The sequence below is a fragment of the Corynebacterium kalinowskii genome, from assembly GCF_009734385.1.
GTDB lineage: Bacteria > Actinomycetota > Actinomycetes > Mycobacteriales > Mycobacteriaceae > Corynebacterium > Corynebacterium kalinowskii.
In genome coordinates, this window is record NZ_CP046452.1 from 1,573,341 (window position 1) to 1,600,015 (window position 26,675).

Below are 26,675 nucleotides of genomic sequence, written 5' to 3' on the forward strand. Positions count from 1 at the left end.
TGTAGGAAATCTCCTTCTCCTACAGTCTGCTTTTCCATTTTCGACACGTGCTAACTACCCCAGAATCCCTGGCCCCATCGTCGCCTTCAAATCACCCATGAGGTTGCCAGAGCGGTTCACACGCAGGTGTTCACCGAGCACCATCATGGTGGAGTTCTCCCCATCGACGAGTTTGAGATACACGTCAGACTCACCGGCATTGGACTTGAGCACTTCCTTCAGCCGCGTGATGTTTTCCATCGTGCACTGATCGGTCCGCATCACCAGGCGAAGCGGCAGCCCAGCGCCACCGCCGATGCCCAGCTCAGGGGTCTGCAACGCATCGCAGAACAAACTCATGCGGTCGTCGCGGATCGAGATGTGCGCCTTAGCGAGGATGATATTGTCCTCCACCAGCTTCGTCGCCTCGAGCGCGTAGACCTTGTTAAACACGAGCAATTCCACGGACGCGCCGTTGTGGTCTTCCACCGTGACGATCGCCCACGGCGAGCCGTCCTTCTTGCTGTAGCGCTTATCGACGGCCGAGATAATGCCACCAATAATCACCTCGGCCCCGTGTCGCAGCTCTCCGCCGAGGATCGTGGTGAGCGCGGTGTCGGTTTGCTCTGCGAGCGCTTCTTCATAGCCGTCGAGTGGGTGCCCGGAGACGTAAAGTCCGAGCATTTCGCGTTCGAGGGCTAGTTCGTGCTTGCGTTCCCAGTTCTCTTCGGGCACTTGGACGGCGAAGAAGTTCTCCACGGCTTCGTCCTCGCCACCGCCGAATCCTGCGAAGAGGTCGAACTGCCCCTTGTCGGCGGCTTTCTTGGTGGTGATGACGGAATCGACGGCGTCTTCGTGGATCAGCATGAGTCCCTTGCGCGGGTGGCCCAAGGAGTCGAAGGCACCTGCTTTGATGAGGGATTCAGTGACGCGCTTGTTGCACGGCACCGTGTCAATCTTGTCCAGGTAGTCGGAGAAGTCCTTGAAGTGTCCCTTCTCCTTTCGAGATGTGACGATGGACTCCACTACGTCCTCGCCTACGTTGCGCACGGCGCCAAGGCCGAAGCGGATGTCCTTGCCTACGGCCACGAAGTCGAGCACAGACTCGTTGACATCTGGTGGCATAACCTTAATGCCCAGGTGTCGGCAGTCAGCAAGGTAGATGGCAGACTTATCCTTCTTGTCAGAGACCGAGGTGAGCAATGCTGCCATGTATTCTGCGGTGTAGTTGGCCTTGAGGTAGCCAGTCCAGAATGACACCAGCCCGTAGCCTGCGGCGTGAGACTTATTGAACGCGTACGCAGCGAATGGCTCAATGGTGTCCCACAGCGCCTTGATAGCTTCGGAGGAAAATCCATTGGACTTCATTCCGGCTTCGAAGGCAACGAATTCCTTGGCGAGCACCTCCGGCTTCTTCTTACCCATGGCTTTACGGAAGCCGTCTGCTTGGCCAGCAGTGTAGTTTGCGACCTTCTGCGAGATACGCATGATCTGCTCCTGATACACGATCAGACCATAGGTATCGCCGAGGATCTCCTTCAGCGGCTCTTCCAGCTCCGGGTGAATCGGCTTGATGGCCTGGCGACCATTCTTGCGGTCAGCGTAATCCAGGTGGGCGTTCACCCCCATCGGGCCCGGGCGATACAGGGCCAAAGCGGCGACGATGTCGTCGAACCCAGTCGGCTCCATACGCTTGAGCAGCTCGCGCATACCGCCACCATCAAGCTGGAACACGCCCAGGGTGTCGCCACGAGCGAGCAGTTTGTAGGTTTCTTCGTCTTCGGTGGACAAACCTTCGAGGTCGAGGTCGATACCACGATTGAGCTTGATGTTTTCCAGCGCATCACCGATCACGGTGAGGTTGCGCAGGCCCAGGAAGTCCATCTTCAGCAGGCCGATGGCCTCACACGCCGGGTATGGCCAGCCGGTGATGAGCGCGCCGTCTTGTTGGCGTTTCCACATTGGGATGCAGTCGAGCAAAGGCACCGACGCCATGATCACGGCACAGGCGTGCACGCCTGCCTGCCTGACGACGCCTTCGAGGCCTCGGGCCGTGTCATAAATCTTCTTTACGTCAGGGTCGGTCTCGATAAGGCTGCGTACTTCGCCGGCCTCACCAAATCGCGGATGATCGGGATCCGTGATACCCGACAATGGAATGTCCTTAGCCATGATGGCCGGAGGTAGCGCCTTGGTAATGCGGTCGGCAATTTGGTAGCCAGCTTGGCCGAACTGCACGCGGGCGGAGTCCTTCAATGCCTGCTTAGTCTTCACCGTGCCGAAGGTAATCACCTGGGCGATCTTGTCCTCGCCCCAACGCTCGGTGGCGTAGTTGATCATTTCTTCGCGACGACGGTCTTCGAAGTCGATATCGATATCGGGTGCGGACGGACGCTCCGGGTTGAGAAAGCGCTCAAACAGCAAATCGTGCTCGATCGGGTCGATGTTGGTGATGGTCAGCGCATAAGCCACGAGTGCACCAGCTGCCGAACCACGGCCCGGCCCCACACGAATGCCAACGGAGCGGGCATGCTTGATCAGCTCGGCCACGATGAGGAAGTAGGACGGGTAGCCCTTCATATCAATGACGTCGATTTCGTACTTCGCACGATCGATGTACTCCTGCGGCACTTCCTTACCAGGGAAGCGCTCCTGCAGACCGCGCATGACTTCCTTGTACAGCCAGGAAGTCGGGGTCTCCCCTTCTGGGACGTCGGCGATAGGCATGCGATCGTGGGTGTGTTCGACCCAGATTTCCCCGTAGTCCTCTACGCGCTCAGCAATGAGCAGGGTGTTATCACACGCGCTCGGCACCGTGTGGTCCCAGGTGGCGCGCATATCGGCTGCGGTCTTGATGTAGTAGCCGCTGCCGTCGAACTTGAAGCGGTCTTCGTCGTGCAGCGTCTTACCCGTCTGCACACACAGCATTGCCTCATGAGCCTGCGCCTGAGATTCCAGCACATAGTGGCAGTCATTGGTGACCAGTGGTGGCAGATCCAGTTTGCGGCCGATCTCCAACAGCTCGGAGCGCACCCGGTTTTCGATGTCCAGGCCGTGGTCCATCAACTCAAGGAAGTAATTGTCCTTGCCATAAATGTCCTGCCACATCGCAGCGGCTTCCAGGGCCTCATTGAACTGGCCCAGGCGCAGGCGGGTCTGCACGTCACCGGACGGACAGCCAGTGGTCGCAATGATGCCCGAAGCACGCTCAGCAATGATTTCGGCATCCATGCGTGGCCATTTACCCAGTTGGCCTTCATAGGAAGCCATCGACGACAGGTAGAAGAGATTGCGCAGGCCTTCGACATTTTCAGCAACCATGGTCTGGTGCAGGTACGCACCAGATGCCGAGACGTCATCAGACTTTTGGTGTGGTTCGCCCCACCGGATGCGCTGTTTGTTGAAGCGAGATTCTGGAGCGAGGTAGGCCTCAATGCCGATGATGGGTTTGACTCCCACCTCGGTCATCTTCCGGTAAAAAGCATCCGAGCCGTACATGTTGCCGTGGTCCGTGATGCCGACGGCGGGCATGCCTTGGCGGACGACTTCGTCGGCAAGCATGTCGATCTTTGCCATTCCATCGAGCATCGAATACTCAGTGTGATTATGCAGATGAACGAAGGAAGAATTGCCCATAAGCCGAGAGTCTACTGAAAGTGTCAAGCGGGTAGGCACTCAGCCCGCACGCTAAGGTGTATCCCCATGATGTACGCAGTGCTTGCCTACTTGATGTGGGGCGGATTCGCCGCCTTCTTCCCCCTGCTGGAACCGGCCAGCCCGCCGGAGATCCTGGCACATCGCATCGTGTGGACCGCAGGCATCATGCTGCTACTCATCGTGGTGCGCGGCTCTATCAAGGAGCTAAAAGCTGCAGACCGAGCCACGTGGTTGTTGGTGTCGGTGGCGTCTTTCTTCATCGCTATTAACTGGCTGACGTACGTCGTGGCGGTGAACTCGGGGCATGTGGCGGAAGCTGCGCTAGGTTACTTCATCAACCCGCTGGTCAATGTGCTGCTGGGAATGGTATTCCTCGGGGAACGGCTGCGACCGCTACAAAAGCTCAGCGTGGTCATCGCAGCCATCGCGGTCATCATCTTGGCAGCGCTCGCGGGTCAGCCACCCTTGCTCGGCCTCACCCTCGCATTTTCTTTCGGAATCTACGGCTTGATCAAGAAGCGGGTCCAGCTCTCCGCCGAAGCGTCACTCGCCGCCGAGACCTTGGTGCTCTTCCCCATTGCTGCTGGCTATTGGATCTACCTGGCGGTACAGGGCACGTCGACGTTCGCGTCGGAAGGTGTCGGCCATGCTGCGCTGCTCATCAGCTCCGGACTCATCACTGCGATCCCACTGCTGCTCTTTAGCCACGCAGCCAAGCTCGTTCCGCTGTCGACCATCGGGATGCTGCAATACATGACCCCGACCATGCAGATGCTGTGGGCAGTACTGGTCATGCACGAACAGCTTCAGCAGATCCGCTGGATCGGATTCATCATCATTTGGGTATCGGTGGCGATCTTCCTGGCCGACATCTGGCTGGTTAGCCGGGAAAAGTAGCAGGCACGAGCACGGGCCTGATCCCGAATCGCCCGTAGGCAGCATCGGCAGGCAATACCTCCACCGACGCCAACCGCGGATCCACAGCAATCTCGCGGAGAGCATCAGCCGAGTCAAATACCACCAGGGCGATCAGATCCTGATCGGCCGGTGTCCAGCGCGCAAACACCTCGGCGTGGGTCTCCGGTGCTACCGGCTGCGGGACGGGAACTGGCGTGTGCGTGGCGAACACAAGGGTGCTGGCGCGACGCACGCCGATGGCGTCGATAAGCTCGCCTGCCGACTCGGCGCGCTGCGGGGTTGTGAACGTGAGGAGCGCCCAAGAATCCCCCGTGGCCTGGTTCAATGAGGCGGCGGCGCGCTCTTGGTAAGCGGCGAATGGTTCGTCATGATCCTGCCCCAGGCTGTCGCCGTTGATCAGCATCGGCTTGTTGGTGCGATCGCTGAACCCTGCGACGATGATCGCAACGATGATGATCAAGGTCGCTAGCAGCGCCAAGATCTTGCGCAACTTATCCGCGCTCATGCCCGCAAAACGTCCAGGGCATGCTGCAGGTCGGCCGGGTAAGGCGATTCAATTTCCAGATAGCGGCCATCCGCGGGGTGATGGAACCCAAGCTTGACCGCATGCAGCCACTGCCGGATCAACCCGAGTCGCTTACTGAGGTTCGGATCGGAGCCGTACATCGGATCACCACAGCACGGGTGGTGCAGCGAGGAAAAGTGCACGCGAATCTGGTGGGTGCGCCCGGTTTCCAGGTGCACTTCGAGCAACGTCGCCTCGCGAAAAGCCTCAATGGTTTCATAATGCGTCACCGAGGGCTTGCCATCCGTCGTGACCGCGAAACGCCAACCCGCCGACGGATGCCGACCGATAGGGGCTTCGATAGTGCCGGTGGTTGGATCCGGATGGCCCTGCACCAATGCGTGGTAGGTCTTGGTCACGGTACGGTCCCGGAAAGCGCGCTTGAGCACCGTGTATCCGCGCTCCGAGGCGGCCACCACCATCACGCCCGACGTTCCGACATCCAAGCGCTGCACGATGCCCTTGCGTTCCGGCGGTCCGGAAGTAGAAATGCGAAACCCCGCCGCAGCCAGTCCCCCGACCACCGTGGGTCCTTCCCAGCCAACCGTCGGGTGCGCCGCCACGCCCACGGGCTTATCGACGACAATGACATCCTGATCTGAGTACAAAATGTTCATCCCCGGCACGAGCTCCGCTTTCGGAACCAACGGCGCCGGAGGCTCCGGCAAGGTGACATCGAGCCAGGTGTCGGACGTCAGGCGATCGGATTTGCTGACCTGTTGGCCGTCGATAAGCACGTCTCCGGCTTCGGCGAGCTCGGCGGCAACGGTGCGGGACAGGCCTAGGAGTTTGGCCAGCGCGGCGTCGACACGCATGCCCGCGAGTCCCTCAGGAACTGGGAGTTGACGTGATTCACGCATGGGCCCGATCCTCTCGCATGACGCCGAACACAAAGCAGATCACTCCGATGGTGATGCAGGAATCCGCAATGTTGAATACCGCGAAACTACCCACGGAGATGAAATCCACTACGTGACCGAAGTAGAAGCCAGGATCGCGGAACAGGCGATCGATGAGGTTGCCGAGCGCCCCACCTGCGATGAGTGCTAATCCAATAGCCTGCCACTTTTCCGGAACCATACGGGAATACCAGGCGATGCCGAGCACGAAGCACAATTGAATGGTGGTGAACAACCACGTGGAGTTGGTGCCCATGGAGAACGCGGCGCCGGGGTTAAACAGGAGATAAAAGCGGAACCAGTCGCCGATCACCGGCTGTGGAATTCCCGGTTCCAGCGTGGCCAGCATGATCGCTTTTGTTACTTGGTCGATCGTTGCGGCCAGGATGGCAATAATCGCCATCAGTTTCACATAACTCCTACCTTCACCTTTCACGCGTTCCATCATTCCCTATTACCCACCCGTTTTTCTATTCCGCCCCTGGTTTTCGCGAGACTGGGCCCCGAGCTAGTAGCTTTATTTAGTATGAAACTGAAGCTCATGCCAGTGCTCGTCGCTCTCTCGCTCGGTGTCCTATCTGCGTGTGGTTCTCATGAACCGGCTCCTGAGGCGCAGCAGCCGGTGTCTTTGACCGTTGATGCCCCGAAAGTGACTGTGCTGAACGCAGGAGAAGGCGCTGCCGAGATAGTTTCCTTTCGCGATAGCGGAGTCACCCAGCAGGTCGCGATGGAGTTTTCGGATAGCTTCGAGCAGGGCACGGGAGATGTCGCGACGTTGGATCCGCAGCCACCTGCCCACCCGAATGTGGAAACTCTGAGCGCCGCCGTGGATGCCACCGTGTCGGGCGAGTCTCCGCGTGATGTCACCCTCACGATGAAGGATCCGAAGCACTCTAATATCGCCTACGCCTCTGACGTCTACTCCACCTCTGGTTTCCAACTGAGTTGGACGGGCCAACCTACTGGACGCGCGGAACAGGTACAACTGAGCGCGCCAGCAAACTCCACCGATCAGGGGCGTGCGGTGGCTGAGCTTTATCTGATGAAGCTGCTCGCGCAGCCCATTATTTTCCCAGAGGAGCCGATCGCCCCAGGAGCGTCTTGGATGGTGGAGAACCGGGTGGCGGGCGATTCCACGATGCTGCGCAATTCGACTTACCGTTTGGTATCCCGAAACGGCGATCTCGCCGAGCTCGAGGTAGCCGTCAGCGAGCGCCCAGCTGTGAGCGCGTTAAACATCGGCGACCAAGGTGGCCAAGGCGAGCTGAAGGTAATGCAGTCCACCTCGAACGGTACCGGCCACTTCACCATTGATCTGAGCAAGCCGCTGCCGACCGCTGGCGAGTTCTTCCTGGCTACCCGCGTCGTCTACGGCCAAGACGAGACTCAAACCCGCGTTTTCCAGGACTTTGGTTCGGGAATCAAGTTTTCATAGGCTAAAATGATGGCCATGGCATCTTCTTAAGTTCACCGGCAGCTCCCCAACGACCTCCACAAACTTAAGGATCACCCATGCCCGCACTCTTTCGTCTCGACCGCGTCAGCTTCTCTTATCCCACGCGCCGTGTCCTGACCGACATTTCCTTTACCGTCACCCCAGGCCGCATCGCCGGCCTGATCGGTGAAAACGGTGCTGGGAAGTCCACTCTCCTTTCGCTGCTCGCAGGCAGCGCCCCCGATGTCGGCGCCATCACCCGGCCGCCCCGCGTCGGGCTCATCGAGCAAGAAACGACCCTGCCACCCAACGCGCCAGCAAGCACGCTTATCGACGCCGCAGTCGCCGACATCCGCCAGCTAGAAGCCGACATTGAACGCCTCGGCGCCGAGATGGCCCACCGCGATGTCACCGAAGAATTCGATCTCGCGTTGGCACGCGCTGAACAAGCTGGGGCGTGGACTCTGGATGCCCGCGTGGCTGAAGTCCTGGCTGGGCTCGGGCTGGAAGGCGTGCCTGCCAGTACCGCTATTGGGGACATGTCGGGAGGCCAACGGCGTCGTTACGCTCTTGCTGCCCTGCTACTCCGACCTGCGGACGGGCTGCTGCTGGACGAGCCGACGAACCACCTCGATGCCAACACTGTGGATTTCCTCATCGGAGAGCTCGAGCGTTTTCCTGGGCCGGTGATTGCCGCCAGCCATGATCGGTGGTTCCTCGACAACTGCGCAACTGACATCATCGACCTCGATCCCGCTTTGGGAGCCGAGGGCGGCTATGGCGAAGACTCCCGCCAGGGCGCCCTCTACACGGGCTCGTTCAGTGACTATCTCGAATGGCGCGCCGCAGCGCGTCGGCGGTGGGAGCACGATTTCGCGATTCAGGAACAAACGCGCCTGGAACTTGAGAACAAGTTGGGTATTTCGGAGTCGGATGTTTTTCACTCCACAGTGTCCAAATCAGAGTCTCGGATTTCCGCCAAGTTCTACTCGGATCGAGCCGCGAAAACCGTCGGCAATCGCTTGTCCGCAACCCGGGCACGCCTGGCAGAGTTGGAGCGCTTCGAAATCCCCGAGCCACACCCGGCACTTTCCTTTAGTCGCCAGCTTGACACTATGAAATTCGGGACTTCAGAGCCACTGCTTCGGTTGGAAAAGATCGCCGTGCCAGGAAGACTCGCACCGTTGACCTTCGAACTCTTTGCTGGGGAATCCGTCTTGGTGACGGGCCCCAACGGCGCCGGGAAGTCGACCCTCCTGGGTGTCGTTGCTGGCGAGATTGCCGAGTTTACGGGCACCCGCACCGTTTTTGATGGCGCGCGGATTGGCTATCTGCCGCAGGACGTCAAATGGCCCTCGCTTGACGCCACGCCTGCGCAGTACTGCGCCAGCCTTGTTGAGCTCGGTTTGTTGGATGATGGGCACATGCACACCCCAATGCGGGAGCTATCCCTTGGTCAGCAGCGCAGGGTAGCCATTGGCATGGTGCTCAGCGATCCTCCACCAGTCTTGCTTCTGGACGAGCCAACCAACCACATCGCCCTCGCCCTGGCCGAAGACTTAGAAGCAGCTCTCGCGAGCTATCCGGGAGTCTGTATCATTGCCAGCCACGACCGGTGGCTGCGATCCCGCTGGCAGGGCCGACGTCTGGATCTGAGCCCACGCTGACCCGAAAACGATTACGATCCCCTCAGTCACTTTTTCATGAACTGAGGGGATCGCCGTCGAGGAAAAGGCTAGTTCTTAACCTTGCAGGTGGAGATGCCGAAAATACGGTAGAGCGGGCAGAAGCCAACAGCTGCGGTGAGCGCGAGGATGGCCGCGACAACCCACAAGATGATGGACGTGGTTCCAGAGGTAACAAAAGCTGCGCAAGCAGCTGCGATGATGGCAAGCACGGCGCGAAGACCGCGATCGAGGGATCCTTCGTTTGGTTTCATGCCCATTATTTTAGGTCGCTTAGATGTTTCATGAACTATCTAGAGTTTGATGTCACATCAACAGCACCCCCGGGTGTGGCCCAAGATCACCGAGCCATTCCTACCCGGAATAACCCTGACCGATTCCTGACGCGCGAAACCCGATAGTCAGGGCAGCTAATCCACTACTCAGGCGAATCTGGCCATTTCAGTAGTTGATCTACCCCGACTACCGGGTTTCGTGTATCGAGTATTGCTCGTTCCCGTTTACGGAAAAATAGGAATTAAGGCGTTGGTACGCCAGCTTTTTCTTCACACATGGCTGGAACCTGTTCCGGAGCCACGGTGTTCTTGATCAGGGTGCAGGCCCAAGACTGAGACAACTTCCAGGCACCGTCCTCGTGGACGAACTCCACGTTCTCAGCAGCCTGTGGCTCACGACCAGGAATGGTGAAATTCACGGTAGCAAGCACGGAATCTGGGGTGTAGCCCGGGAGAATCGGATCCACAACCTGGAAGTTTGCACCAGAGTCCTGCTTGGACTTGGTCATGGTCTCAAAGAGCTCCGGAGCGGTCTCACCTTTTTGCACAGTCTTGGTCTTTTGCTCCACGCTCGCAGCAGGATCAGTAGCAGTCCCGAGCACAGCGTTGAGGTCTGCTGCAGTTGGCTGCGCTGGTGCAGCGCCCTTTGCCGGGGCCGACTTGGAAGTCGCGCTAGTGGTTTGGGACTTAGTTGGCTGCTCGTCACCAGAGCACGCGGTGAGGCTCAGAGCAGCGGCGATCATGGTTACGGCCGCAGCCTTGGTGGAAAACTTCAACGAAATCTCCTTGAGAGTTGGTGTCTTGTGAAGACTCTTTCATCCGGGGCCTAGCGTTAGATTTCTGCACAGGCGTCCTCACAACTGGCGCGTCAGCGATAATAACACGCGCACCATGGGTATCCCCAAGAGTCCATTGCTTCGTTACATGTGAGAGTGTTAATTCTATGACTGAAACAGCTGCCCCTAACAAAGTCGTTGTCATCACCACAGGCGGAACTATCGCCTGCACGGCGGACCGCAATGGTATTTTGCTCCCCACTGTGTCTGGGGAACAGCTCGTAGCGCCGGTGGCAGCTCGATTCGCCCCGGGCACCATGGACATTGAAGTTCGTGAGCTTACGCGCTTGGATTCATCATCGATGACTTTTGCGGACATCGATGAAATCGTCCAGGCAGTTCACGACGTTCTCGAAGACCCCACGGTATCCGGCGTCGTGGTCACACACGGCACCGACTCCATGGAGGAGACCGCGGTAGCGGTGGACACCTTCCACAATGATCCGCGCCCCGTGGTGTTCACCGGCTCCCAGAAGCCCTTCGACCATCCTGAATCCGACGGGCCGAACAATCTCTTCGAATCCATCGTGATCGCCAGCGACGATTCCGCACACGGCATCGGCTGCTTGATCGTCTTCGGCCACGCGGTACTCCCAGCCCGTGGAGCCACCAAATGGCACACAACCGAGGAGTTGGCCTTCGCCACCAATGGTCCGGAGGAACCAACCCGCCCGGTTCCCGTGGATCTCGCTGAGCTCGCCGGCCTCGACGTCCGTATCGTCCATGCTTACCCTGGCGCGGGTCGCGATATCCTCGACTACCTCAAGGACAAGAAAGTCGATGGAATTGTGGTCGAATCCATGGGTTCGGGCAATGTGAGCACAGAGTTCGCGCACGGGCTTATCGACGTCCTCGAAGCCGGGATCCCCGTCGCCCTTAGCACCCGTGTCCCCCGCGGCGAAGTGCTACCGAGCTATGGCGGCGTAGGTGGTGGCGCATCACTGCACGCAAAGGGCGCCTTCCCAACGACCTACTTCCGCTCCGCACAGGCTCGGGTGTTGCTGGCGATCTCGATTGCTACAGGTCGCCATCTGGCGACTTTGATGTAGCCAGCCAGTCGCCCCAGTCGAGGCTGTCCAAAGGATCAGCCGGTACTAGTTTGGGGTCATCGACAGCGAAACTCCGGGAAAGGCTGCGGGTGGTCGTGCGGGTTTCGAATCGAACCGAGACCACGCCGTGGCCCGAACCCTGCACCCAGCCGTGGCCAAATTCTGGGTGAAACACGTCCTGGGTACTGCGCCACGAGGTGCCAGAGTCACTATGGACTACTTCGCTACCCACCGAAATCTCTGCATCCTTGACATCGCCACGCACTCCAGCCTCATAGTTCCCGGAGGTCTCGATAACCACGCGTTGATCAAGTTCCGGAAACATCACATCCTGTCGTTCCAGCTCCAGACCCGAATAGGACACTCCGATGAGTCTGATGGGACCGACTTGGTCGGGATAGCGCGTCAGCTTTCGCGCACTTGCATGCAATGTGGCGAACTCGTCGGTGGCATAAGGCAGCGTCATCGATCGGGATTCGGTTTCAAAGCTCGCGAGTTTGGTTTTCACCGTGATGGTGCGGGCGCCTCTGCCGTCGCGAAGCAAGCGTCGGTGCGCATCTCGAGCGGATCGCTGCACCGCTTCGTCCACCTGCGCGGTGGTGGTGAGATCTTGTGGATAGGTGTGCTCGGCGCTGACTTGCTTCGCTTCTGCCCGTGGTACGACGGGCCGCTCATCGTATCCTCGAGCGAGCTCCCACAGGCCAACTCCGTAGTTCTTACCAAGGGTTATCTCAACATCACGCTGGGAAAGCGCCGCGAAGTCAGCGATGGTTTCCACACCGACCTGAGCCAATTTCGCCTCAGCCACGGGGCCGATGCCCCACAACTTTCGCACCGGAAGCGGATCGAGAAGCTCATGCTGCCGGTCCCGCTCCACCACAAACACACCGTCCGGCTTGGCCTCTCCGGAGCCGATCTTGGCGAACTGCTTTCCTGCACCAGCACCGATCGAGGCCGGCAGCCCTGTTTCCTGCCAGATGAGCGCTCGGAGGTCCTCCGCCCACTGACTGACCTGGGGCGCACTAGCTCCGATCAACTCCTCGGGCTCTAGAAACGCCTCGTCGATCGACAGCTGTTCGACCACCCCGGAGCGCTGCGTCACCAGTTGAAAGACCCGACGCGAGGCGGCCTGATACACAACATGACGGGGTCGAACCGTGACCGCTGAATACCCTACGAGTGCGCGAGCTTGATACATCGGCATCGCACTACGAGCCCCATACGCACGGGCTTCATAGGATGCGCCAGCAACCACTCCCCGACCATCCATTCCGCCGACCAACACCGGGCGACCACGCAGCGTTGGTCGGGTCAGTTGCTCGACCGACGCAAAAAATGCATCCATATCGATGTGTAAAACCCAGCGCTGCATGCTGCGAGCATATCCCGAACCGTTTTTCTGGGTACAAATGCTTAAGCTTTATGATTAACTGTTGCTTGTATAGGAATTCTCGTAGCACTGGAGTCAAAGTGTCCGCCATCGACCACACAGTCAAGTCTGCGATTTCCGTCTACCCGAGAACCAACAGTTTGGCGCTCATTACCGGCGGCCTGGCCTGGATCGGGTATCTTTTCACACAATCTGGCGCCGTGCTGCTAGGAGTTAATTCAATCCACGGATGTCTCCTTAGACTTGGCGCTGCCATGCTGTACTTACTCGGCACGGTACTAATCTTTGTATCTTTCCGACGCTCCGCACCAAAATCTGCGCTCATGCTGTTCGTCTTCAACGCTGTCGCCGTCGGATTCTACGTTCGCGCCGTTACGCACTTACTCGAAGTACAACCCAATGTCACCAGTTTCACGACCAACTATCACATTGCTCAAGTGCTCATGGCGGTGGCAGTGTTTTTCATGGCCCACTGTTTGCAGCTAGATGAGCGTTTCCCCAAGTGGTTGGCGGTCTTTTTCTACCTATATGCAGTGGTGTGTGCCCTGCAGACCGGGCTTCATCTTGCGGGACTGCCAATTCGACCGTATGACCCTGAGGTCATGGTGCTTACTGTCGTTTCCGAACTAACCTTCGCCTTCATGCTCATCCGTGTCGGGGCGAACCAGCTGAATGAGCAAGAACAATTGCTCCGAACAGCTAAAATGTGAGTTTGTTGAGCAGCGCCTCTGCCCGTGAATGAGTTGCCTCTCGTCGCTGATCACCGTCGAAAAGTGTGTCCAAGTCCTTTGTACTGATACCACCGGTGACCTTGTTAAGGATGCCGCGATCGTCACGGCTGAGCGCCGTTTCGCGAAAGACTGGGACCACGTTCTGTGGGAGTTCCGGGCCCTCATAGTTGTCGCAGCCCTGGGCATTGGAGGGGTCAGTGGCCATCAGCGTGGACGGCAAGGAACCGACCATCGCCTGATAAACCTTGTCGCGCCAGGTGCCGTCATTTGGATCCAACCCCTTTGCTTTGTCTGCGAGATATTCCTTCGACAGTTTCTCCGCGAGCGCCGGATCAAGATAGTGCAAAAACTCGCCAGTACAACCCACGACGAGATCTACCTGACCAGACTCCAATCGACTGATCCGCGGCTTGTCCATGGAGTTTCTTTCAGTCTCCAAGTATGCCTCTCGGCCGCTGCGGACGAAAGCTCCAGTAATCACTTCGCCAAAGGCTTGCTGCTGGTATCTCTCGTCATTGATGGAAATTAAGATGGTATCTCGTTCCGATTCACGCATCTCACCTCGTGGCTCACTAGCACAACCTGCAGTGAAGCCGACAGCGCACAGCGTCGCTCCCACTGCCCATCGAGTAGCCACTCCCCTCACGGGACAACCGCCTTTCTCAAACGCATTGTCTGATAACTGCTACCACTTTACTTCGACTAGTCCTCGAGCAGGAGCTTCGACTCCTTCTGCCACTTGGTCGGCAGGTAGATAGGGTTGTAATGTCTGTGAAGTTAATCCCCACTTGCACCTGAGGAGGTTCAGCGATGGCGAACACTTTCCCGCTCCCCAAACGGCCGAAGCCGGATACCCTACCTCAGCCTCCCTCGCAAGAGACAGGATCAAAACTTCGCGTCCCAGTAGAGCGGGCGATCGAGCGTTGCGTGATCTACCGAGACGGAGTACCAGTCCGGGGATCTTACAACTACCGCGAAGCCTTGGAGGAAGTGCGTCGTTCCGGTTCGGGCTACGTGTGGCTCGGTCTTTATGAACCCGATGAGCGCCAAATGATGCTCATCTCCCAGGCCTACGATGTCCACGATCTGATTGTGGAGGATGCCGTGGGCGCGCGACAGCGCCCCAAAGTGGATCGTTACGGCGACCAGTTCTTCTTTGTCATCCGCGCGGTGAAGTACACCGATGATGCCATCGTTACCGACGCTAAAGAGATCATCGAAACCGGCGAGGTCCAAATGATCGTCGGCCCCGATTTCATCATCACGATTCGCCACGGCGAGCAATCAACCATCACCGGCTTGAAAAAGCGCCTGGAGCTCGATCCGGAGCGGTGCGCGCTCGGCCCGTCGGCGGTCGCATGGCTGATTGCTGACGTGCTTGTCGACGACTACATTCGCATCGCCCGCTTGCTGTCCATCGACGTGGATGAGCTGGAAAACGAAGTGTTCGCCCCCGGCACGAGCTTCGATATTGAGCAGATCTATCGCCTGAAGCGAGAGATCCTAGAAATGCGCCACGCCATCGATCCGCTTGCTCCTGCGCTTCGCACCCTCACCACAAACCAACAGGGTTTGCTCTCAGATCAAATCAGCAAATACTTCGTCGACGTCCTCGACCATGAAATCTCTGCCATGGATCTCATCGCCTCACACGATGAACGACTCACCTCCCTGATCAATGCAGGTTCGGCGAAGGTGTCCATGCAGCAGAATGCGGATATGCGTCGCCTATCCGCCATCGTCGGTATGGCGGCGGTCCCAACGATGATCGCTGGCATTTACGGCATGAACTTTGAAAACATGCCGGAGCTGAAGACTCAGTACGGCTATTACGTCGTCCTGTTCATCATGTTTGCTTCCATCATGGGCATGTGGTGGTTCTTCAAACGCAACAAATGGCTCTAATCCACTTTCAGCTTTCCCGCTAGGTTAGCGCGGGAAATGAGGTCGCGGGCCGACCTTGCGTGTTCCGGCGAACACAGGACGTCGTAACGCCCTGCCACAATCTGGGTCTGGGAGCTAAAATCGCGCTGGCCACGGGTGCTGGCATAACTCGTGGCTGCGGAGATCATGCCAAAGACAACGCCCATCAGAATGCCTGCGATCAAAGGTGCTACCCAGTTGTTGCTGAACAGTCCCATGAGAAGGCCAAAGAATACGCCCATCCAGGCACCGGAGGCGGCCCCGCCGAGCAGCACCCTCCCCCAGGTCAGACGGCCGATTACGCGCTCAACCTCCATGAGATTGACACCCACGATTGTGAGCTCGTTGACTGGGAAATCACCAGCGTCGGAAAGCATATCGACGGCCGCCTGAGCCTCCCCATATGTGGCAAAGCTGCCCACCGGCCACCCGGAAGGGAGCGGGCGCGGGTCGACCTGGGCTGGGGTGGCGACTTTTCGCTGCGGTTCCATGACATCCTTATGCAATTAGTGACGTTTACTACCGTGTTCAACGGATAAACAGACCAGAATGTTCCCAGGTTGGATTGTGCACTAGGCCCCGCCCAAGAATCGTCCACTCACCACTACAATGGCCAGTTATGAGCACTACAACTCGGGTATACGCTGGCCGCCTCAACGGAATGATCGTCAGAGGGCCCGATGCAGAACCCATCGGTCGCGTGCGCGATGTCGTAGTCAGCATTCGCCCGACCACCCATCTCTCCCGGGCCCTGGGACTCGTGGTGGAAATGACGAATAAGCGTCGCATCTTTGTCCCGCTGCTTCGTGTTGCTAACATCGACCCATCAGATATCACGCTGGTGTCCGGCTCGATATCCATGCGAGGTTTCAAGCCTCGTTCGGGTGAATCCACGGTGATGCAGGATCTAGTCGGCACAAAAGTCCAGGTCAATGATCCAGAATTGCCTCATTTGCACTATAAGCCCGTGGAGATTGCTGACGTCGAGCTCGAACGCACCCGCACACGCGACTGGGTCATTTCCCGCTTGGCGGTATTCGGTGATCGTCCGAAGTTTGGTCGTCGCGCCGACCTGCATGTGGTGCCTTGGGCACACGTGCTTGGAGCAACCTCCGGTGGCTTTGGCCAGACGGATGCCACCACCGAGATCATCGCCTCTTTCGATGACATGCGCCCAGCCGATATCGCGACTGTGATGCACGAAATGTCTATGCTGCAGCGCCAACAAGTGGCCGAGGAGCTTGACGACGAACGCCTCGCCGACATCATCCAGGAGATGCCAGACGATCACCAGGCAGAGCTTATTGAGGCACTCGACATAGAGCGCGCAGCGGACGTGTTGGAGGAAATGGACCCGGATGATGCCGCTGACTTGTTGGGCGAGCTTCCCGATGCAAAGGCAGACGTCCTGCTGGAACTGATGGACCCAGAAGAATCCGCTCCAGTCCGACGCCTCATGACATTTTCGCCAGGCACCGTGGGCGCTCTAATGACCCCCGAGCCACTCATTCTTACTCCGCAAACCACGGTGGCGGAGGCGCTTGCAATGGCGCGAAATCCTGATCTGCCTACTTCACTGAGTTCGCTAGTGTTTGTGGTTCGCCCGCCGACAGCGACTCCTACTGGAAAGTACCTCGGGTGCGTCCACCTACAGAAGTTGCTTCGCGAACCGCCGAGTTCGCTAGTTGGCGGCATTCTGGACCCGGACTTACCACCGCTGTATGCGGACGATACGCACGAGACAGCCGCTCGCTACTTTGCCATGTATAACTTGGTGTGTGGTCCAGTGCTCGACGAGGACAATCACTTGCTCGGGGCCGTCGCCGTCGACGACCTGCTCGATCACCTCCTACCGGAGGACTGGCGTGAGCTTGGCTTGCGCCCCGATCCGATTCACTCTCACACCCCTTCATCAGCCCGTTAAGGAGGCACCATGGCGGACAAACGCTCCCAGCTGGACACTCCCGCTGTTGGTCCCCGCAAAGGCATTCTCCGTGTTGACGCAGATGCTGTGGGCGCCTTCGCCGAAAAAGTCGCTCGATTCTTTGGCACCGGCGAGTATTTGTTTTGGCAGACGGTTTTTGTCATCATTTGGATCGCCCTGAATGCCGGCGCTTGGTGGTGGAGTTGGGATCCATATCCGTTCATCCTGCTTAATCTCGCTTTCTCTACTCAGGCTGCTTACGCGGCCCCGCTGATTTTGCTGGCGCAGAATCGCCAAGAAGACCGCGACCGCGTGACGATCACGGAAGATCGCCGGCGAGCTGAGGAGACCAAAGCCGACACGGAATTTCTGGCCCGAGAGCTGGCCAGCGTTCGCTTGTCCCTTGGTGACGCCGTCACCCGCGACTACCTGCGTCGAGAGCTGGAGGATGTCCAAGGCCTACTCGAACGCATCGAAGCAAAACTGGATGACGAGTCGGCCGCACGCATCGCGCGTGAACACGAGCGGGAGAATGATCGCAGTTCCTCCGAACTGTCAGAACCTCGCCATGGCGATGTCGCTGAAAAGCACCAGGCGCTGGACGAGGGCGAAAGCCCTACGCGGTAGGATTAGCTTCCGTGACTCACATGATTTCTGAATCCGATGTCCGCGCTGCGCTTTCGCGCGTGGATGACCCCGAAATCGGCAAGCCCATCACCGAATTGGGCATGGTGAAATCCGTAGCAGTTGACGGCCCGAACGTCGACGTGGAGATTTATCTCACCATTGCTGGATGCCCGATGAAGACCACCATCGTGGCTAACGCTGAGGCTGCTATCAAAGAGATCCCCGGCATCGGCGCCGTCTCGGTTTCCACCGACGTAATGAGCGACGAGCAGCGTCGCGAGCTGCGCACCTCCCTGCGTGGCCACGCCGACAACCCTGAGATTCCGTTTGCCAAGGCGTCCTCTACTACTCGCGTCTTCGCGGTTGCCTCCGGCAAGGGGGGCGTGGGTAAGAGCTCCATGACGGCCAACCTTGCCGTCGCTCTCGCTCAACGCGGTCTGAAGGTCGGCATTGTCGACGCCGATATCTACGGCCACTCCATCCCGGGCCTGTTCGGCACCGACGAACGGCCCACCGCTGTCGATGACATGATCATGCCTGTTCAGGCACATGGCGTGAAGATGATTTCGATCGCCCATTTCACGGAGGGCAACGCCCCTGTCATGTGGCGCGGACCGATGCTCCAGCGCGCGATTCAACAGTTCCTGGCGGACGTATTCTGGGGCGACCTCGACATTCTCATGTTGGATCTTCCCCCGGGAACCGGTGATGTCGCGATTGCCGTCGGCCAGCTCCTGCCAAACGCTGAACTCCTCGTGGTCACTACCCCGCAAGATGCTGCAGCTGAGGTGGCTGAGCGGGCCGGTACCGCCTCGTTGCAGACGCACCAGCGAGTTGCCGGTGTCATCGAGAACATGGGTGCGATGGTGCTTCCCGACGGCTCCACGATGGCTGTCTTCGGCGAAGGCGGTGGCGCGAAGGTTGCTGAGCGCTTGTCGACGCTCACCGGCACCAATGTCCCACTCCTCGGAGAAGTTCCACTGGATCCTGCCCTGCGCCAGGGCGGCGACTCCGGAATGCCAGTGGTCATCGTCGCACCGGAATCTCCTACTGCAGTAGCGATTAATAAGATTGCGGATTCGCTACACAAGCGTCGCGATTCCATCGCGGGCAAAACCCTGGGGCTTGGCGTTTCCGCCAAGTAGTGCAAAGGAGGCTAGCTATGATCGAGCGCTGTGATGTCCTCATCATCGGAGCCGGTCAGGCTGGCCTTGCTACTGCTTATTATCTGCGCAGGTCGGGGCTTCGAGTAGTCCTCATCGACGCAGAAGCCTCACCGGGAGCGTCTTGGAATCACACCTGGGGCAATTTGCGACTGTTCTCCCCTGCCCGGATTTCATCGCTACCCGGCTGGCAGTTGACCCTGCCACCAGATTCCTACCCGTCGCCAGATCAGATTATCGACTACTTCTCTGCCTATGAGCAGCGCTATCGTTTTGACGTTCGTCGCCCGGTAACTGCCCTGCGCACGAGTGGTCGAGGCCCTTTCCACACGGACTTATCCAACGGTGACGCCATTGTCTCTGAGTATCTGGTCAACGCCACCGGTAACGCTTCCCGCCCCTTCGTCCCGAGCATTCCCGGGCAACGCCAATTCCAGGGCACTCAGCTCCACTCTCGTCACTATCGCGGGCCCGAAGATTTCACAGGCCTGCGAGTCGCCGTTGTTGGTGGCGGAAACTCTGGTGCCCAGATCGCTGCCGATCTTTCCGGAAGCGCTACGGTTACATGGTGCACCCTACGGCCACCTAGGTTTCTTCCGGAGGACTACGACGGCGCCCGGCTCTTTTCCGTTGCGGCCCAGCATATCGCTGCCATCAACGCCGGCGACACTGCACCAAAGGTCTCAGACTTAGGGGACATCGTATTGGTCCCGCCTGTGAAGAAAGCCCTGGATGCGGGCATGTTGCAGGCCAATAGTATGTTTCAACGATTGACGTCGACAAGCGCGGTGTGGGCCGACGGTCGCGCACAACCGATCGATGCCATTGTGTGGTGCACGGGTTTTCGCCCAGCGCTGCGCCATCTGAAGGGCTACGGGCTCGAGCTGTCCGGCACTGCCTTGGTGGACGCACCTCGGATGCATCTGGTGGGCTACGGCGATTGGGTGGGGCCGGCAGCCGATACCATCATCGGAGTAAACCCCTACGCCCGTTCGGCTGCGCAGGCGATTATGGCTGATGTTTAGGTAATATCCGCCCAGGAGAATCCGCCAGCAGCAGGTTTTCCGTCGTCATCGGGGCGCTCCACCTTGTTGGTTTCCGGGGTGGTCTCTTGCTTCGGATCAGTCTGGTAGAGCGCCGCACGTGCGCGCTCGGTTTCGCCAGCGGTGTCCTCTGCCATGACCTTCTTCGGGTCGAACGCATCGAAGAGCGAGTCATCGCCATCGAGCAGAGTCTTGGTCAGCGCGGCACGTGGGCCCATGCGCGTGAGCGTGGCAAGCTCTGCCACTGGCTTGCGGAAGTCATCGAACTCCGAACCGAACTCTTCGTTCAAACCCTGCTTAGCATTATTAATGGCCGTCCGAGCTGCGAAAATAGCGGCACGCAGATCTTGGATGACCTTCGGGAGCCGCTCCGGACCGATAACGATCAGTCCGACCACAATAATGACGAGAATTTCGCCCCAACCAACATCGCTAAACACCGTTACAACCTTAGTCTCTTGGAGCGGAAAAGTCGCGCGTGACTACTGGTGGCTATTTGCCTTGGTTCTTGCGCACTGCGCGATAGAACACTTCGACCTTAGCCAGGATCGTTTCGCCACGAGGGTGGGCAACTTCCTGAGCGTCCGGCCCCTCTGGGCAGGACTGCGCGATGGAGGTGAGCTTGGCCATGAGTGTCGACGGAACCTCAACCTTTTCGTCGGCGATGCGGCGCAGGCGCTCAGCCGCGCGACGTTGCTCGCTCACTTCGGCGCGACACTCTTGACAGTGCACGAGGTGAATCCGGGCTCGGTTCATCGCAATTGTTGGCAGTTCATTGTCTACGAAGCCAGCGACCGCCTCTGCGCTGAGATGTTCGACGGAGGAAAACTCACGATGCCCTGGGTTAGGGCCTGACGGGCGAGAAAAGTGCATAGTGGTCAACCTCCTTCTCTCGCGCATCGATCCTTTTACACTTCAATCCTAGCCTTGTACCGGGATGAGCAGCTGAGCGTTCTCATCCGTGATAGCGGCCTGCTCCAGATACGTCCTGATCTGGGAGCGTCCACGGTGGATACGAGAACGCACGGTACCGAGCTTCACGCCCAGGGTGTCGGCGATCTCGTCATAGGACAGACCCAGCACGTCACAAAGGACGACGGCGACACGGAACTCCGGGCTGAGCTGATCGAGTGCAGTCTGAAGCACCGGATCCAGGTTGGATACCGAGTAAGCTTGCTCCGGAGTCAGATCCGTGCCTGGGACGCGATCGTAGTCTTCCGGCAAGGCTTCCATGCGAATCTTGTTGCGGTGGCGCACCATGTCCAAAAACAGGTTGGTGGTGATGCGGTGCAGCCAGCCCTCAAAGGTTCCCGGCTGGTAACTCTTGATCGATCGAAACACGCGCATGAAGGTTTCCTGGGTCAGGTCTTCCGCATCGTGCTGATTACCGGACAGACGGAAAGCCAGCCGGTAGACGCTATCTGCGTGTTCTGCAACGAGTTCCGCCCACGTCGGCATGTCTGCGTGTCCTGCATCAAATGCAGCAGTGCCAGTCAGTGGGGCAAGTTCCTCGGCAACCTCTGCAATGGGCAGATCCGGGGAATCGAAAGAGCTCATAAAAGTATTGTGCCTGATCTTCCTGTCCATGCGCCAGTTCTATGTGTTCCTGACGACGTTGTCATTAGTTATAACAACGGAAAGTGAGTTTTTGTTTCCTACTGGATGTGAGCGAACTTAAAGTCCGATCACTTCTTCACAACATCTTCCCGACAGCCCCAATAAGCAACTGCAGTCACAGATTCAGGGATTCGACGGTGTTTATCGCCCACCACCTGCCGTTTTCCACCTACACTATCCAACGTGACTGAAACTGCGATGGAAACCCTGTGCACCTACATTAAGAACACCACTGACTCCACTCCAGCAATGGAGACTGCGTACCAACACGCAGAGGAGTTTCACCTGAGCACCCCTGATGCCATCACTGGCGCCTTGTTGCGCACCCTCGCTGCCGGCGCTGCTACCCCAGCCGCCGCTGGCGCAATCGTAGTCACTCCAGCCGCTAGCGTCGTCGGGCTGTACCTGTTGGAAGGTCTCGGCAACAAAGGCCACCTCACCTGCATCGACCCAGAGTCCGAGCATCAGAAGAAGGCAAAAGCTTGCTTCCAGCAGGCAGGCTACAAGTCTTCTTCCTTCCGTTTCCTCCCGTCCCGCCCGTTGGAAGTGATGGGCCGGTTGGCGAACAACTCTTATCAGTTCGTCTACGGTGATGTCGCACCTGTTGATCAGCGTGCCTTCATCGATGCTGCCTGGCCACTGCTGGTGGAAGGTGGCGTGTTGGTTCTGGCTGATTCGCTTCTCGACGGCACCCTTTCCGACACCACCAGGACCGACCGGGACACCGTGTCGGCGCGAGAGGCTGATGCCTACTTGCGCGATCTGGACAAGGCACTGGTCACGCGCCTGCCGCTCGGTGCAGGCATGACGATCGTGACTAAGCAAGGCTAGTCACTTCCTATTTGGTTCAGCGATGAAATGTGCTGTCTACGCCAAGATTTCATCCGTATGACAAATAAAGAATCCAAAAGGGGGCCCGATTACCATCGGGCCCCCTTTCAGCGAGAAGAAACTAGACGCGCTGGTTCTTTCCGACACAGACAACGCCACCAGCGGAGATGGTGAAGCGTGATGCATCACGCTCCAGATCCACACCGATGAATTCACCTTCGGAAACCACGACGTTCTTGTCCAAGATGGCATGGCGGACGACAGCGCCCTTACCGATTCGCACGCCCGGCATCAGCACGGAACCTTCGACCGTTGCGCCCTCTTCGACGATGACGTTGTTGGAGAGAACGGAGTTGCGCACAGTTCCGCCGGAGATGATGCAGCCGGAGGCAACCATGGACGACTGCGCGATACCGCCCTGGACGAACTTAGCTGGCGGGAAGTTTCCTTCCTCCGTGGAGTGGATTGGCCAGCTTCGGTTGTACAGGTTGAAGATTGGCAAGACCGAGATGAGATCCATGTGAGCTTCGTAGAAAGCGTCGATGGTACCTACGTCGCGCCAGTAGCCCTTGTCGCGCCCGGTAGAACCTGGCACTTCATTGGCAGAGAAATCGTAGACGTTAGCGTCACCCTGCTCAACAAAGTAAGGGATGATGTCGCCACCCATGTCATGGGTGGAATCTTCCAAATCCTCATCCGCGGTCAGCGCAGCGATGAGTGCATCGGTGGTGAAGATGTAGTTACCCATGGACGCAAAGGTCATCTCTGGGTCATCAGGAGTTCCAGGAGGATCGGATGGCTTTTCCAAGAATTCGGTGATGTGCCCATCATCGTCAGCCTTGATGCAGCCGAATGCGTGCGCTTCGGAGCGTGGGACACGAATGCCTGCGACGGTGACGGACTTGCCGGACTTGATGTGGTCATCAAGCATTTGGCGCGGATCCATGCGGTAAACGTGGTCTGCACCGAAAACGATGACGTAGTCAGGGTTCTCGTCGTAGATCAGGTTCAGGGACTGCAGGATTGCGTCGGCGGAGCCTGTGTACCACCGCTTACCCAGGCGCTGCTGCGCTGGAACTGGGGTGATGTACTGGCCGGTCAGGCCAGACAGCTGCCAGGACTGGGAGATGTGGCGGTCCAACGAGTGGGACTTGTACTGGGTCAGTACGCAGATTTGCATAAAACCTGCGTTGACCAAGTTAGACAGTACGAAGTCGACGAGTCGGTAGGTACCGCCGAATGGCACGGCTGGCTTGGCTCGGTCTGCCGTCAACGGGAACAGACGCTTGCCCTCGCCACCAGCGAGAACGATTGCTAGAACATGTGGTTGGCTTCTCACATCTTCCAACGTATCTGCATTCGCGCGACCGCGCAGTGGGTCCGCTTCCCTTTTTGCTCACCAGGCGCACTGACCTGCTAAAACGTCACAAAAGTTAAATTCATTAGCAGTGACGTGTGGGTTTCCCTCCCCCGTTTGTGAGTCGGATGACGTCGTGAAGCGAAAGTGTTCTGCAGCAAAAAGCGATCATGGCTACATTCGAAAGTATGCGAGTTGGAATGATGACCAAGGAGTACCCACCAGAGATCTATGGTGGTGCTGGCGTACATATTGCGGAGCTCACCCGCTACATGCGTGAGATCACTGAGGTTGACGTGCATTGCATGGGCGCGCCTCGTGACGAAGCAAACGTCTATGTCCACGGCGTTGACCCAGAACTGAAGGATGCAAACGCGTCGATTCAGACTCTCTCCACCGGTTTGCGAATGGCCAACGCGGCAAACAATGTCGACGTTGTCCACTCTCACACTTGGTACGCAGGTCTGGGCGGCCACCTGGCCGCCCGCCTGTACGACATCCCGCACGTTGCTACGGCACACTCCCTGGAGCCTCACCGCCCATGGAAGCGCGAGCAGCTCGGTGGCGGCTACGAGGTGTCCTCGTGGTCAGAGAAGAATGCGATGGAATACGCAGATGCGGTGATCGCGGTGTCTGCCCGCATGAAGGATTCCATCCTCGATGCTTACCCACGTATCGAACCGGACAAGGTGCGCATCGTACTCAACGGCATCGACACCCAGCTCTGGCAGCCACGCCCAACTTTCGAGGACAATCCAGAGTCTGTCCTCACCGAACTAGGCGTAGACCCGCAGAAGCCGATCGCGGCATTCGTCGGTCGCATCACCCGTCAGAAGGGTGTGGGCCACCTGATCAAGGCCGCCAAGCTTTTCGACGACGGCGTCCAGCTCGTCCTCTGCGCGGGCGCGCCAGATACCCCTGAGATCGCAGCCGAGACCAAGGCTTTGGTCGAGGAACTCCAAGCGCAGCGCGACGGCGTGTTCTGGGTGCAGGACTTCCTGCCAAAGGACAAGATTCAGGAAATCCTCACCGCTGCCGATACCTTCGTGTGCCCATCCATCTACGAGCCACTCGGCATCGTAAACCTGGAGGCCATGGCCTGTGGCACCGCAGTTGTCGCTTCCGATGTGGGAGGTATCCCTGAGGTTGTCGTCGACGGCACTACCGGCACCCTCGTTCACTACGACGAAAGCGACGCTGAAGGCTTCGAACGCGGCATCGCTGAGGGCGTTAACAAGATGGTTGCCGATCGCGAAAACGCCAAGAAGATGGGCGAAGCTGGTCGCCAGCGCGCGGTGGACGACTTCTCCTGGGCAACTATCGCGCAACAGACAGTAGATGTTTACAAGTCCTTGATGTAAGTTTCCCCGATGGAAAAGGCGTGGCCACAGCTAGTGGTCGCGCCTTTTCTTGTTTCGCCGCTAACCTGGGATCATGAGTTCGCTGCGTCCTCGTTTCCATCTCACTCCTGCCGTGGGCAGGCTCAATGATCCGAATGGTGTGTACCTTGACGGCAACATCTTGCACGTCTACTACCAGCACGATCCGCAGTGGCCTTTCGGGGCGAAGCGGACGGGCTGGGGGCATGCCACCACAACCCGGGACGATCCCACGTGGCAGCACTTTCCGGATGCACTTGCTCCGTTGACCGACTACGACCTGGACGGTTGCTACTCCGGATCAGCCGTGATGATCGATGGCGAACTTGAATTGTTCTATACCGGAAATGCGAAACCTGGCGGGGTGCGTCGCGCGACCCAGAATTTGGTGACTGTATCCGGCCGGCACCGCTCGGACGGTGGTTCCCATATCCGACACCCACAAAATCCACTCATCGAAGGTCCAGCGGACGGGTTTACCGCGCACTACCGGGATCCGCACGTAACGTACCGAGACGGCGAATGGGTCATGGTACTTGGTGCCCAGCGTGCAGATGAAACGGGTCACGTAGCTCTGTATACATCACAGGATCGGCGCCACTGGGATTTCGCCGGCCCGATCGAGTTTGATCTCAGCAACGCTCGCCCAGGTTTCTCCCCAGATCTCATCCCGGGTGGGTATATGTGGGAATGCCCAAATCTCTTCTCAATGGTCGACGCACATGACGGACACACCTACGATGTTCTCCTATTCCTCCCCCAAGGCATGTCCGACCCCTATCCGGCTGCGGATTGCTGTGGCTACGTCGTCGGCCACCTCAACGGGAACTGTTTCACGGTCACGCGCGGATTCACCATCCTGGACTTCGGCCACGAGTTTTACGCGCCACAAATCGCGAGCAACAGCCCGGAACCGCTCCTGATCGGGTGGATGGGTCTCCCCGCCCAGGACGAACAGCCGACTAAAGCTGAAGGTTGGGTGCACGCGCTCACGATGGTGCGACGCCTCGAGCTTATCGACGGCCATGTGTGGCAGCAGCCGTGGGCGTCGATAAGCTCTGCCCCAGCAACTGCAGACTACGGCCCCGTGGCGGTGTGGCAAGGCACCCTCCGAAGCGGAGACCGGCTAGTACTAACTGAAGGCGAAAGCCGCGAGCTGGCGGTTCTGCACTGTGGCACCGAGCTTGAACTCACACGGGGTGCTGAGAGCCGAGTAGCGCCGAAGTTGTCGGAAGATGTGGAAGTTCTCGCCATCGTTGACGGGTCGTGCTTGGAGATTTTCGCCGGTGGCATAGCGTTTTCTTCACGGGTGTTCTACCACGGTTCGAATGTTGGTTTTGCAACAGAAAAGTAGACAAAGTCACATAGAATAACGCTATTCAAAAATAGGAA

Annotated in this window: 26 protein-coding genes; 13 read left to right on the forward strand and 13 right to left on the reverse strand. The window is 58.4% G+C overall.

All coding sequences use genetic code 11. The features are described from left to right. Positions 1–54 precede the first annotated feature (54 nt). A complete protein-coding gene (gene dnaE, locus CKALI_RS07425) occupies positions 55–3,615 on the reverse strand; it encodes a DNA polymerase III subunit alpha (RefSeq protein WP_156192691.1) in 3,561 nt (1,186 codons plus the stop codon). A 66-nt stretch (positions 3,616–3,681) separates the two neighbouring features. Between dnaE and rarD the strand changes: the two genes are divergently transcribed. Next, complete coding sequence (gene rarD / locus CKALI_RS07430; protein ID WP_156192692.1) at positions 3,682–4,533, forward strand: EamA family transporter RarD; 852 nt, start codon at positions 3,682–3,684, stop codon at positions 4,531–4,533. Here rarD and CKALI_RS07435 read toward each other — a convergent pair. From CKALI_RS07435 to lspA, 3 genes are read right to left on the reverse strand one after another with little or no spacing between them, the layout of a single operon-like run. Further along, entirely contained in the window at positions 4,517–5,059 is a 543-nt protein-coding gene (locus tag CKALI_RS07435; protein WP_156192693.1) for a hypothetical protein, read from the reverse strand. The two genes, rarD and CKALI_RS07435, sit on opposite strands and share 17 nt — an antisense overlap. Beyond that, positions 5,056–5,979 (reverse strand): RluA family pseudouridine synthase, encoded by a 924-nt coding sequence (locus CKALI_RS07440; protein WP_156192694.1) that lies wholly within the window; start codon positions 5,977–5,979, stop codon positions 5,056–5,058. The genes CKALI_RS07435 and CKALI_RS07440 overlap by 4 nt, the downstream gene beginning before the upstream one ends. Then, entirely contained in the window at positions 5,972–6,463 is a 492-nt protein-coding gene (lspA, locus tag CKALI_RS07445; RefSeq protein ID WP_231580434.1) for a signal peptidase II, read from the reverse strand. The genes CKALI_RS07440 and lspA overlap by 8 nt, the downstream gene beginning before the upstream one ends. Before the next feature lie 81 nt (positions 6,464–6,544). On the opposite strand from lspA, the gene CKALI_RS07450 reads away from it, so the two are divergent. Beyond that, positions 6,545–7,453: a hypothetical protein gene (locus CKALI_RS07450; RefSeq protein ID WP_156192695.1), complete on the forward strand. Its 909-nt coding sequence runs from the start codon at positions 6,545–6,547 to the stop codon at positions 7,451–7,453. Between the two features lie 77 nt (positions 7,454–7,530). Further along, complete coding sequence (locus CKALI_RS07455; protein WP_156192696.1) at positions 7,531–9,120, forward strand: ABC-F family ATP-binding cassette domain-containing protein; 1,590 nt, start codon at positions 7,531–7,533, stop codon at positions 9,118–9,120. Between the two features lie 68 nt (positions 9,121–9,188). On the opposite strand, the gene CKALI_RS07460 is transcribed toward CKALI_RS07455, so the two are convergent. Continuing rightward, the gene (locus CKALI_RS07460) at positions 9,189–9,392 is read right to left on the reverse strand and encodes a YgaP family membrane protein (RefSeq protein WP_156192697.1); all 204 of its coding nucleotides are present in this window, start codon (positions 9,390–9,392) and stop codon (positions 9,189–9,191) included. A 263-nt stretch (positions 9,393–9,655) separates the two neighbouring features. After that, positions 9,656–10,189 (reverse strand): hypothetical protein, encoded by a 534-nt coding sequence (locus CKALI_RS07465; protein ID WP_407643745.1) that lies wholly within the window; start codon positions 10,187–10,189, stop codon positions 9,656–9,658. 167 nt (positions 10,190–10,356) lie between these two features. Between CKALI_RS07465 and CKALI_RS07470 the strand changes: the two genes are divergently transcribed. After that, on the forward strand, positions 10,357–11,298 hold the full coding sequence (locus tag CKALI_RS07470; RefSeq protein WP_156192698.1) for an asparaginase: 942 nt from the start codon (positions 10,357–10,359) through the stop codon (positions 11,296–11,298). Here CKALI_RS07470 and CKALI_RS07475 read toward each other — a convergent pair. After that, on the reverse strand, positions 11,267–12,670 hold the full coding sequence (locus CKALI_RS07475; protein WP_156192699.1) for a DNA polymerase IV: 1,404 nt from the start codon (positions 12,668–12,670) through the stop codon (positions 11,267–11,269). The genes CKALI_RS07470 and CKALI_RS07475 overlap by 32 nt on opposite strands. A 98-nt stretch (positions 12,671–12,768) precedes the next feature. Between CKALI_RS07475 and CKALI_RS07480 the strand changes: the two genes are divergently transcribed. Beyond that, positions 12,769–13,398, forward strand: a complete 630-nt coding sequence (locus CKALI_RS07480) for a hypothetical protein (protein ID WP_156192700.1) — start codon at positions 12,769–12,771, stop codon at positions 13,396–13,398. On the opposite strand, the gene CKALI_RS07485 is transcribed toward CKALI_RS07480, so the two are convergent. Beyond that, entirely contained in the window at positions 13,388–14,065 is a 678-nt protein-coding gene (locus tag CKALI_RS07485; protein ID WP_156192701.1) for a type 2 periplasmic-binding domain-containing protein, read from the reverse strand. The genes CKALI_RS07480 and CKALI_RS07485 overlap by 11 nt on opposite strands. Before the next feature lie 164 nt (positions 14,066–14,229). Here CKALI_RS07485 and corA point away from each other — a divergent pair, with 164 nt between their 5' ends. Next, positions 14,230–15,324: a magnesium/cobalt transporter CorA gene (gene corA / locus CKALI_RS07490; protein ID WP_156192702.1), complete on the forward strand. Its 1,095-nt coding sequence runs from the start codon at positions 14,230–14,232 to the stop codon at positions 15,322–15,324. On the opposite strand, the gene CKALI_RS07495 is transcribed toward corA, so the two are convergent. Then, positions 15,321–15,833 (reverse strand): general stress protein, encoded by a 513-nt coding sequence (locus CKALI_RS07495; RefSeq protein WP_156192703.1) that lies wholly within the window; start codon positions 15,831–15,833, stop codon positions 15,321–15,323. The two genes, corA and CKALI_RS07495, sit on opposite strands and share 4 nt — an antisense overlap. A gap of 128 nt (positions 15,834–15,961) precedes the next feature. Here CKALI_RS07495 and CKALI_RS07500 point away from each other — a divergent pair, with 128 nt between their 5' ends. From CKALI_RS07500 to CKALI_RS07515, 4 genes are read left to right on the forward strand one after another with little or no spacing between them, the layout of a single operon-like run. Beyond that, positions 15,962–17,266 carry a magnesium transporter MgtE N-terminal domain-containing protein gene (locus tag CKALI_RS07500; RefSeq protein WP_156192704.1) on the forward strand — a complete coding sequence of 435 codons (1,305 nt, stop codon included), beginning with the start codon at positions 15,962–15,964 and terminating at the stop codon, positions 17,264–17,266. A 9-nt stretch (positions 17,267–17,275) separates the two neighbouring features. Further along, on the forward strand, positions 17,276–17,893 hold the full coding sequence (locus tag CKALI_RS07505) for a DUF1003 domain-containing protein (protein ID WP_156192705.1): 618 nt from the start codon (positions 17,276–17,278) through the stop codon (positions 17,891–17,893). A gap of 20 nt (positions 17,894–17,913) precedes the next feature. Continuing rightward, the gene (locus CKALI_RS07510; RefSeq protein WP_156193703.1) at positions 17,914–19,038 is read left to right on the forward strand and encodes an Mrp/NBP35 family ATP-binding protein; all 1,125 of its coding nucleotides are present in this window, start codon (positions 17,914–17,916) and stop codon (positions 19,036–19,038) included. Between the two features lie 17 nt (positions 19,039–19,055). Then, positions 19,056–20,081: an FAD-dependent oxidoreductase gene (locus CKALI_RS07515; RefSeq protein ID WP_156192706.1), complete on the forward strand. Its 1,026-nt coding sequence runs from the start codon at positions 19,056–19,058 to the stop codon at positions 20,079–20,081. On the opposite strand, the gene tatB is transcribed toward CKALI_RS07515, so the two are convergent. From tatB to sigE, 3 genes are read right to left on the reverse strand one after another with little or no spacing between them, the layout of a single operon-like run. Beyond that, positions 20,078–20,539, reverse strand: a complete 462-nt coding sequence (tatB, locus tag CKALI_RS07520) for a Sec-independent protein translocase subunit TatB (RefSeq protein ID WP_156192707.1) — start codon at positions 20,537–20,539, stop codon at positions 20,078–20,080. The two genes, CKALI_RS07515 and tatB, sit on opposite strands and share 4 nt — an antisense overlap. Before the next feature lie 52 nt (positions 20,540–20,591). Beyond that, positions 20,592–20,972 (reverse strand): anti-sigma factor family protein, encoded by a 381-nt coding sequence (locus tag CKALI_RS07525; protein ID WP_156192708.1) that lies wholly within the window; start codon positions 20,970–20,972, stop codon positions 20,592–20,594. A gap of 48 nt (positions 20,973–21,020) precedes the next feature. After that, positions 21,021–21,656 (reverse strand): RNA polymerase sigma factor SigE, encoded by a 636-nt coding sequence (gene sigE / locus CKALI_RS07530; RefSeq protein ID WP_156192709.1) that lies wholly within the window; start codon positions 21,654–21,656, stop codon positions 21,021–21,023. Between the two features lie 258 nt (positions 21,657–21,914). On the opposite strand from sigE, the gene CKALI_RS07535 reads away from it, so the two are divergent. Then, positions 21,915–22,547 (forward strand): O-methyltransferase, encoded by a 633-nt coding sequence (locus CKALI_RS07535; RefSeq protein WP_156193704.1) that lies wholly within the window; start codon positions 21,915–21,917, stop codon positions 22,545–22,547. A 121-nt stretch (positions 22,548–22,668) separates the two neighbouring features. On the opposite strand, the gene glgC is transcribed toward CKALI_RS07535, so the two are convergent. After that, positions 22,669–23,886, reverse strand: coding sequence for a glucose-1-phosphate adenylyltransferase (gene glgC, locus CKALI_RS07540; protein ID WP_156192710.1), 1,218 nt, complete (start codon positions 23,884–23,886; stop codon positions 22,669–22,671). 206 nt (positions 23,887–24,092) lie between these two features. Here glgC and glgA point away from each other — a divergent pair, with 206 nt between their 5' ends. Both glgA and CKALI_RS07550 read left to right on the forward strand, forming a co-directional pair. Further along, complete coding sequence (gene glgA / locus CKALI_RS07545; protein WP_156192711.1) at positions 24,093–25,265, forward strand: glycogen synthase; 1,173 nt, start codon at positions 24,093–24,095, stop codon at positions 25,263–25,265. 73 nt (positions 25,266–25,338) lie between these two features. Then, positions 25,339–26,637: a glycoside hydrolase family 32 protein gene (locus tag CKALI_RS07550; RefSeq protein WP_156192712.1), complete on the forward strand. Its 1,299-nt coding sequence runs from the start codon at positions 25,339–25,341 to the stop codon at positions 26,635–26,637. Positions 26,638–26,675 lie beyond the last annotated feature (38 nt).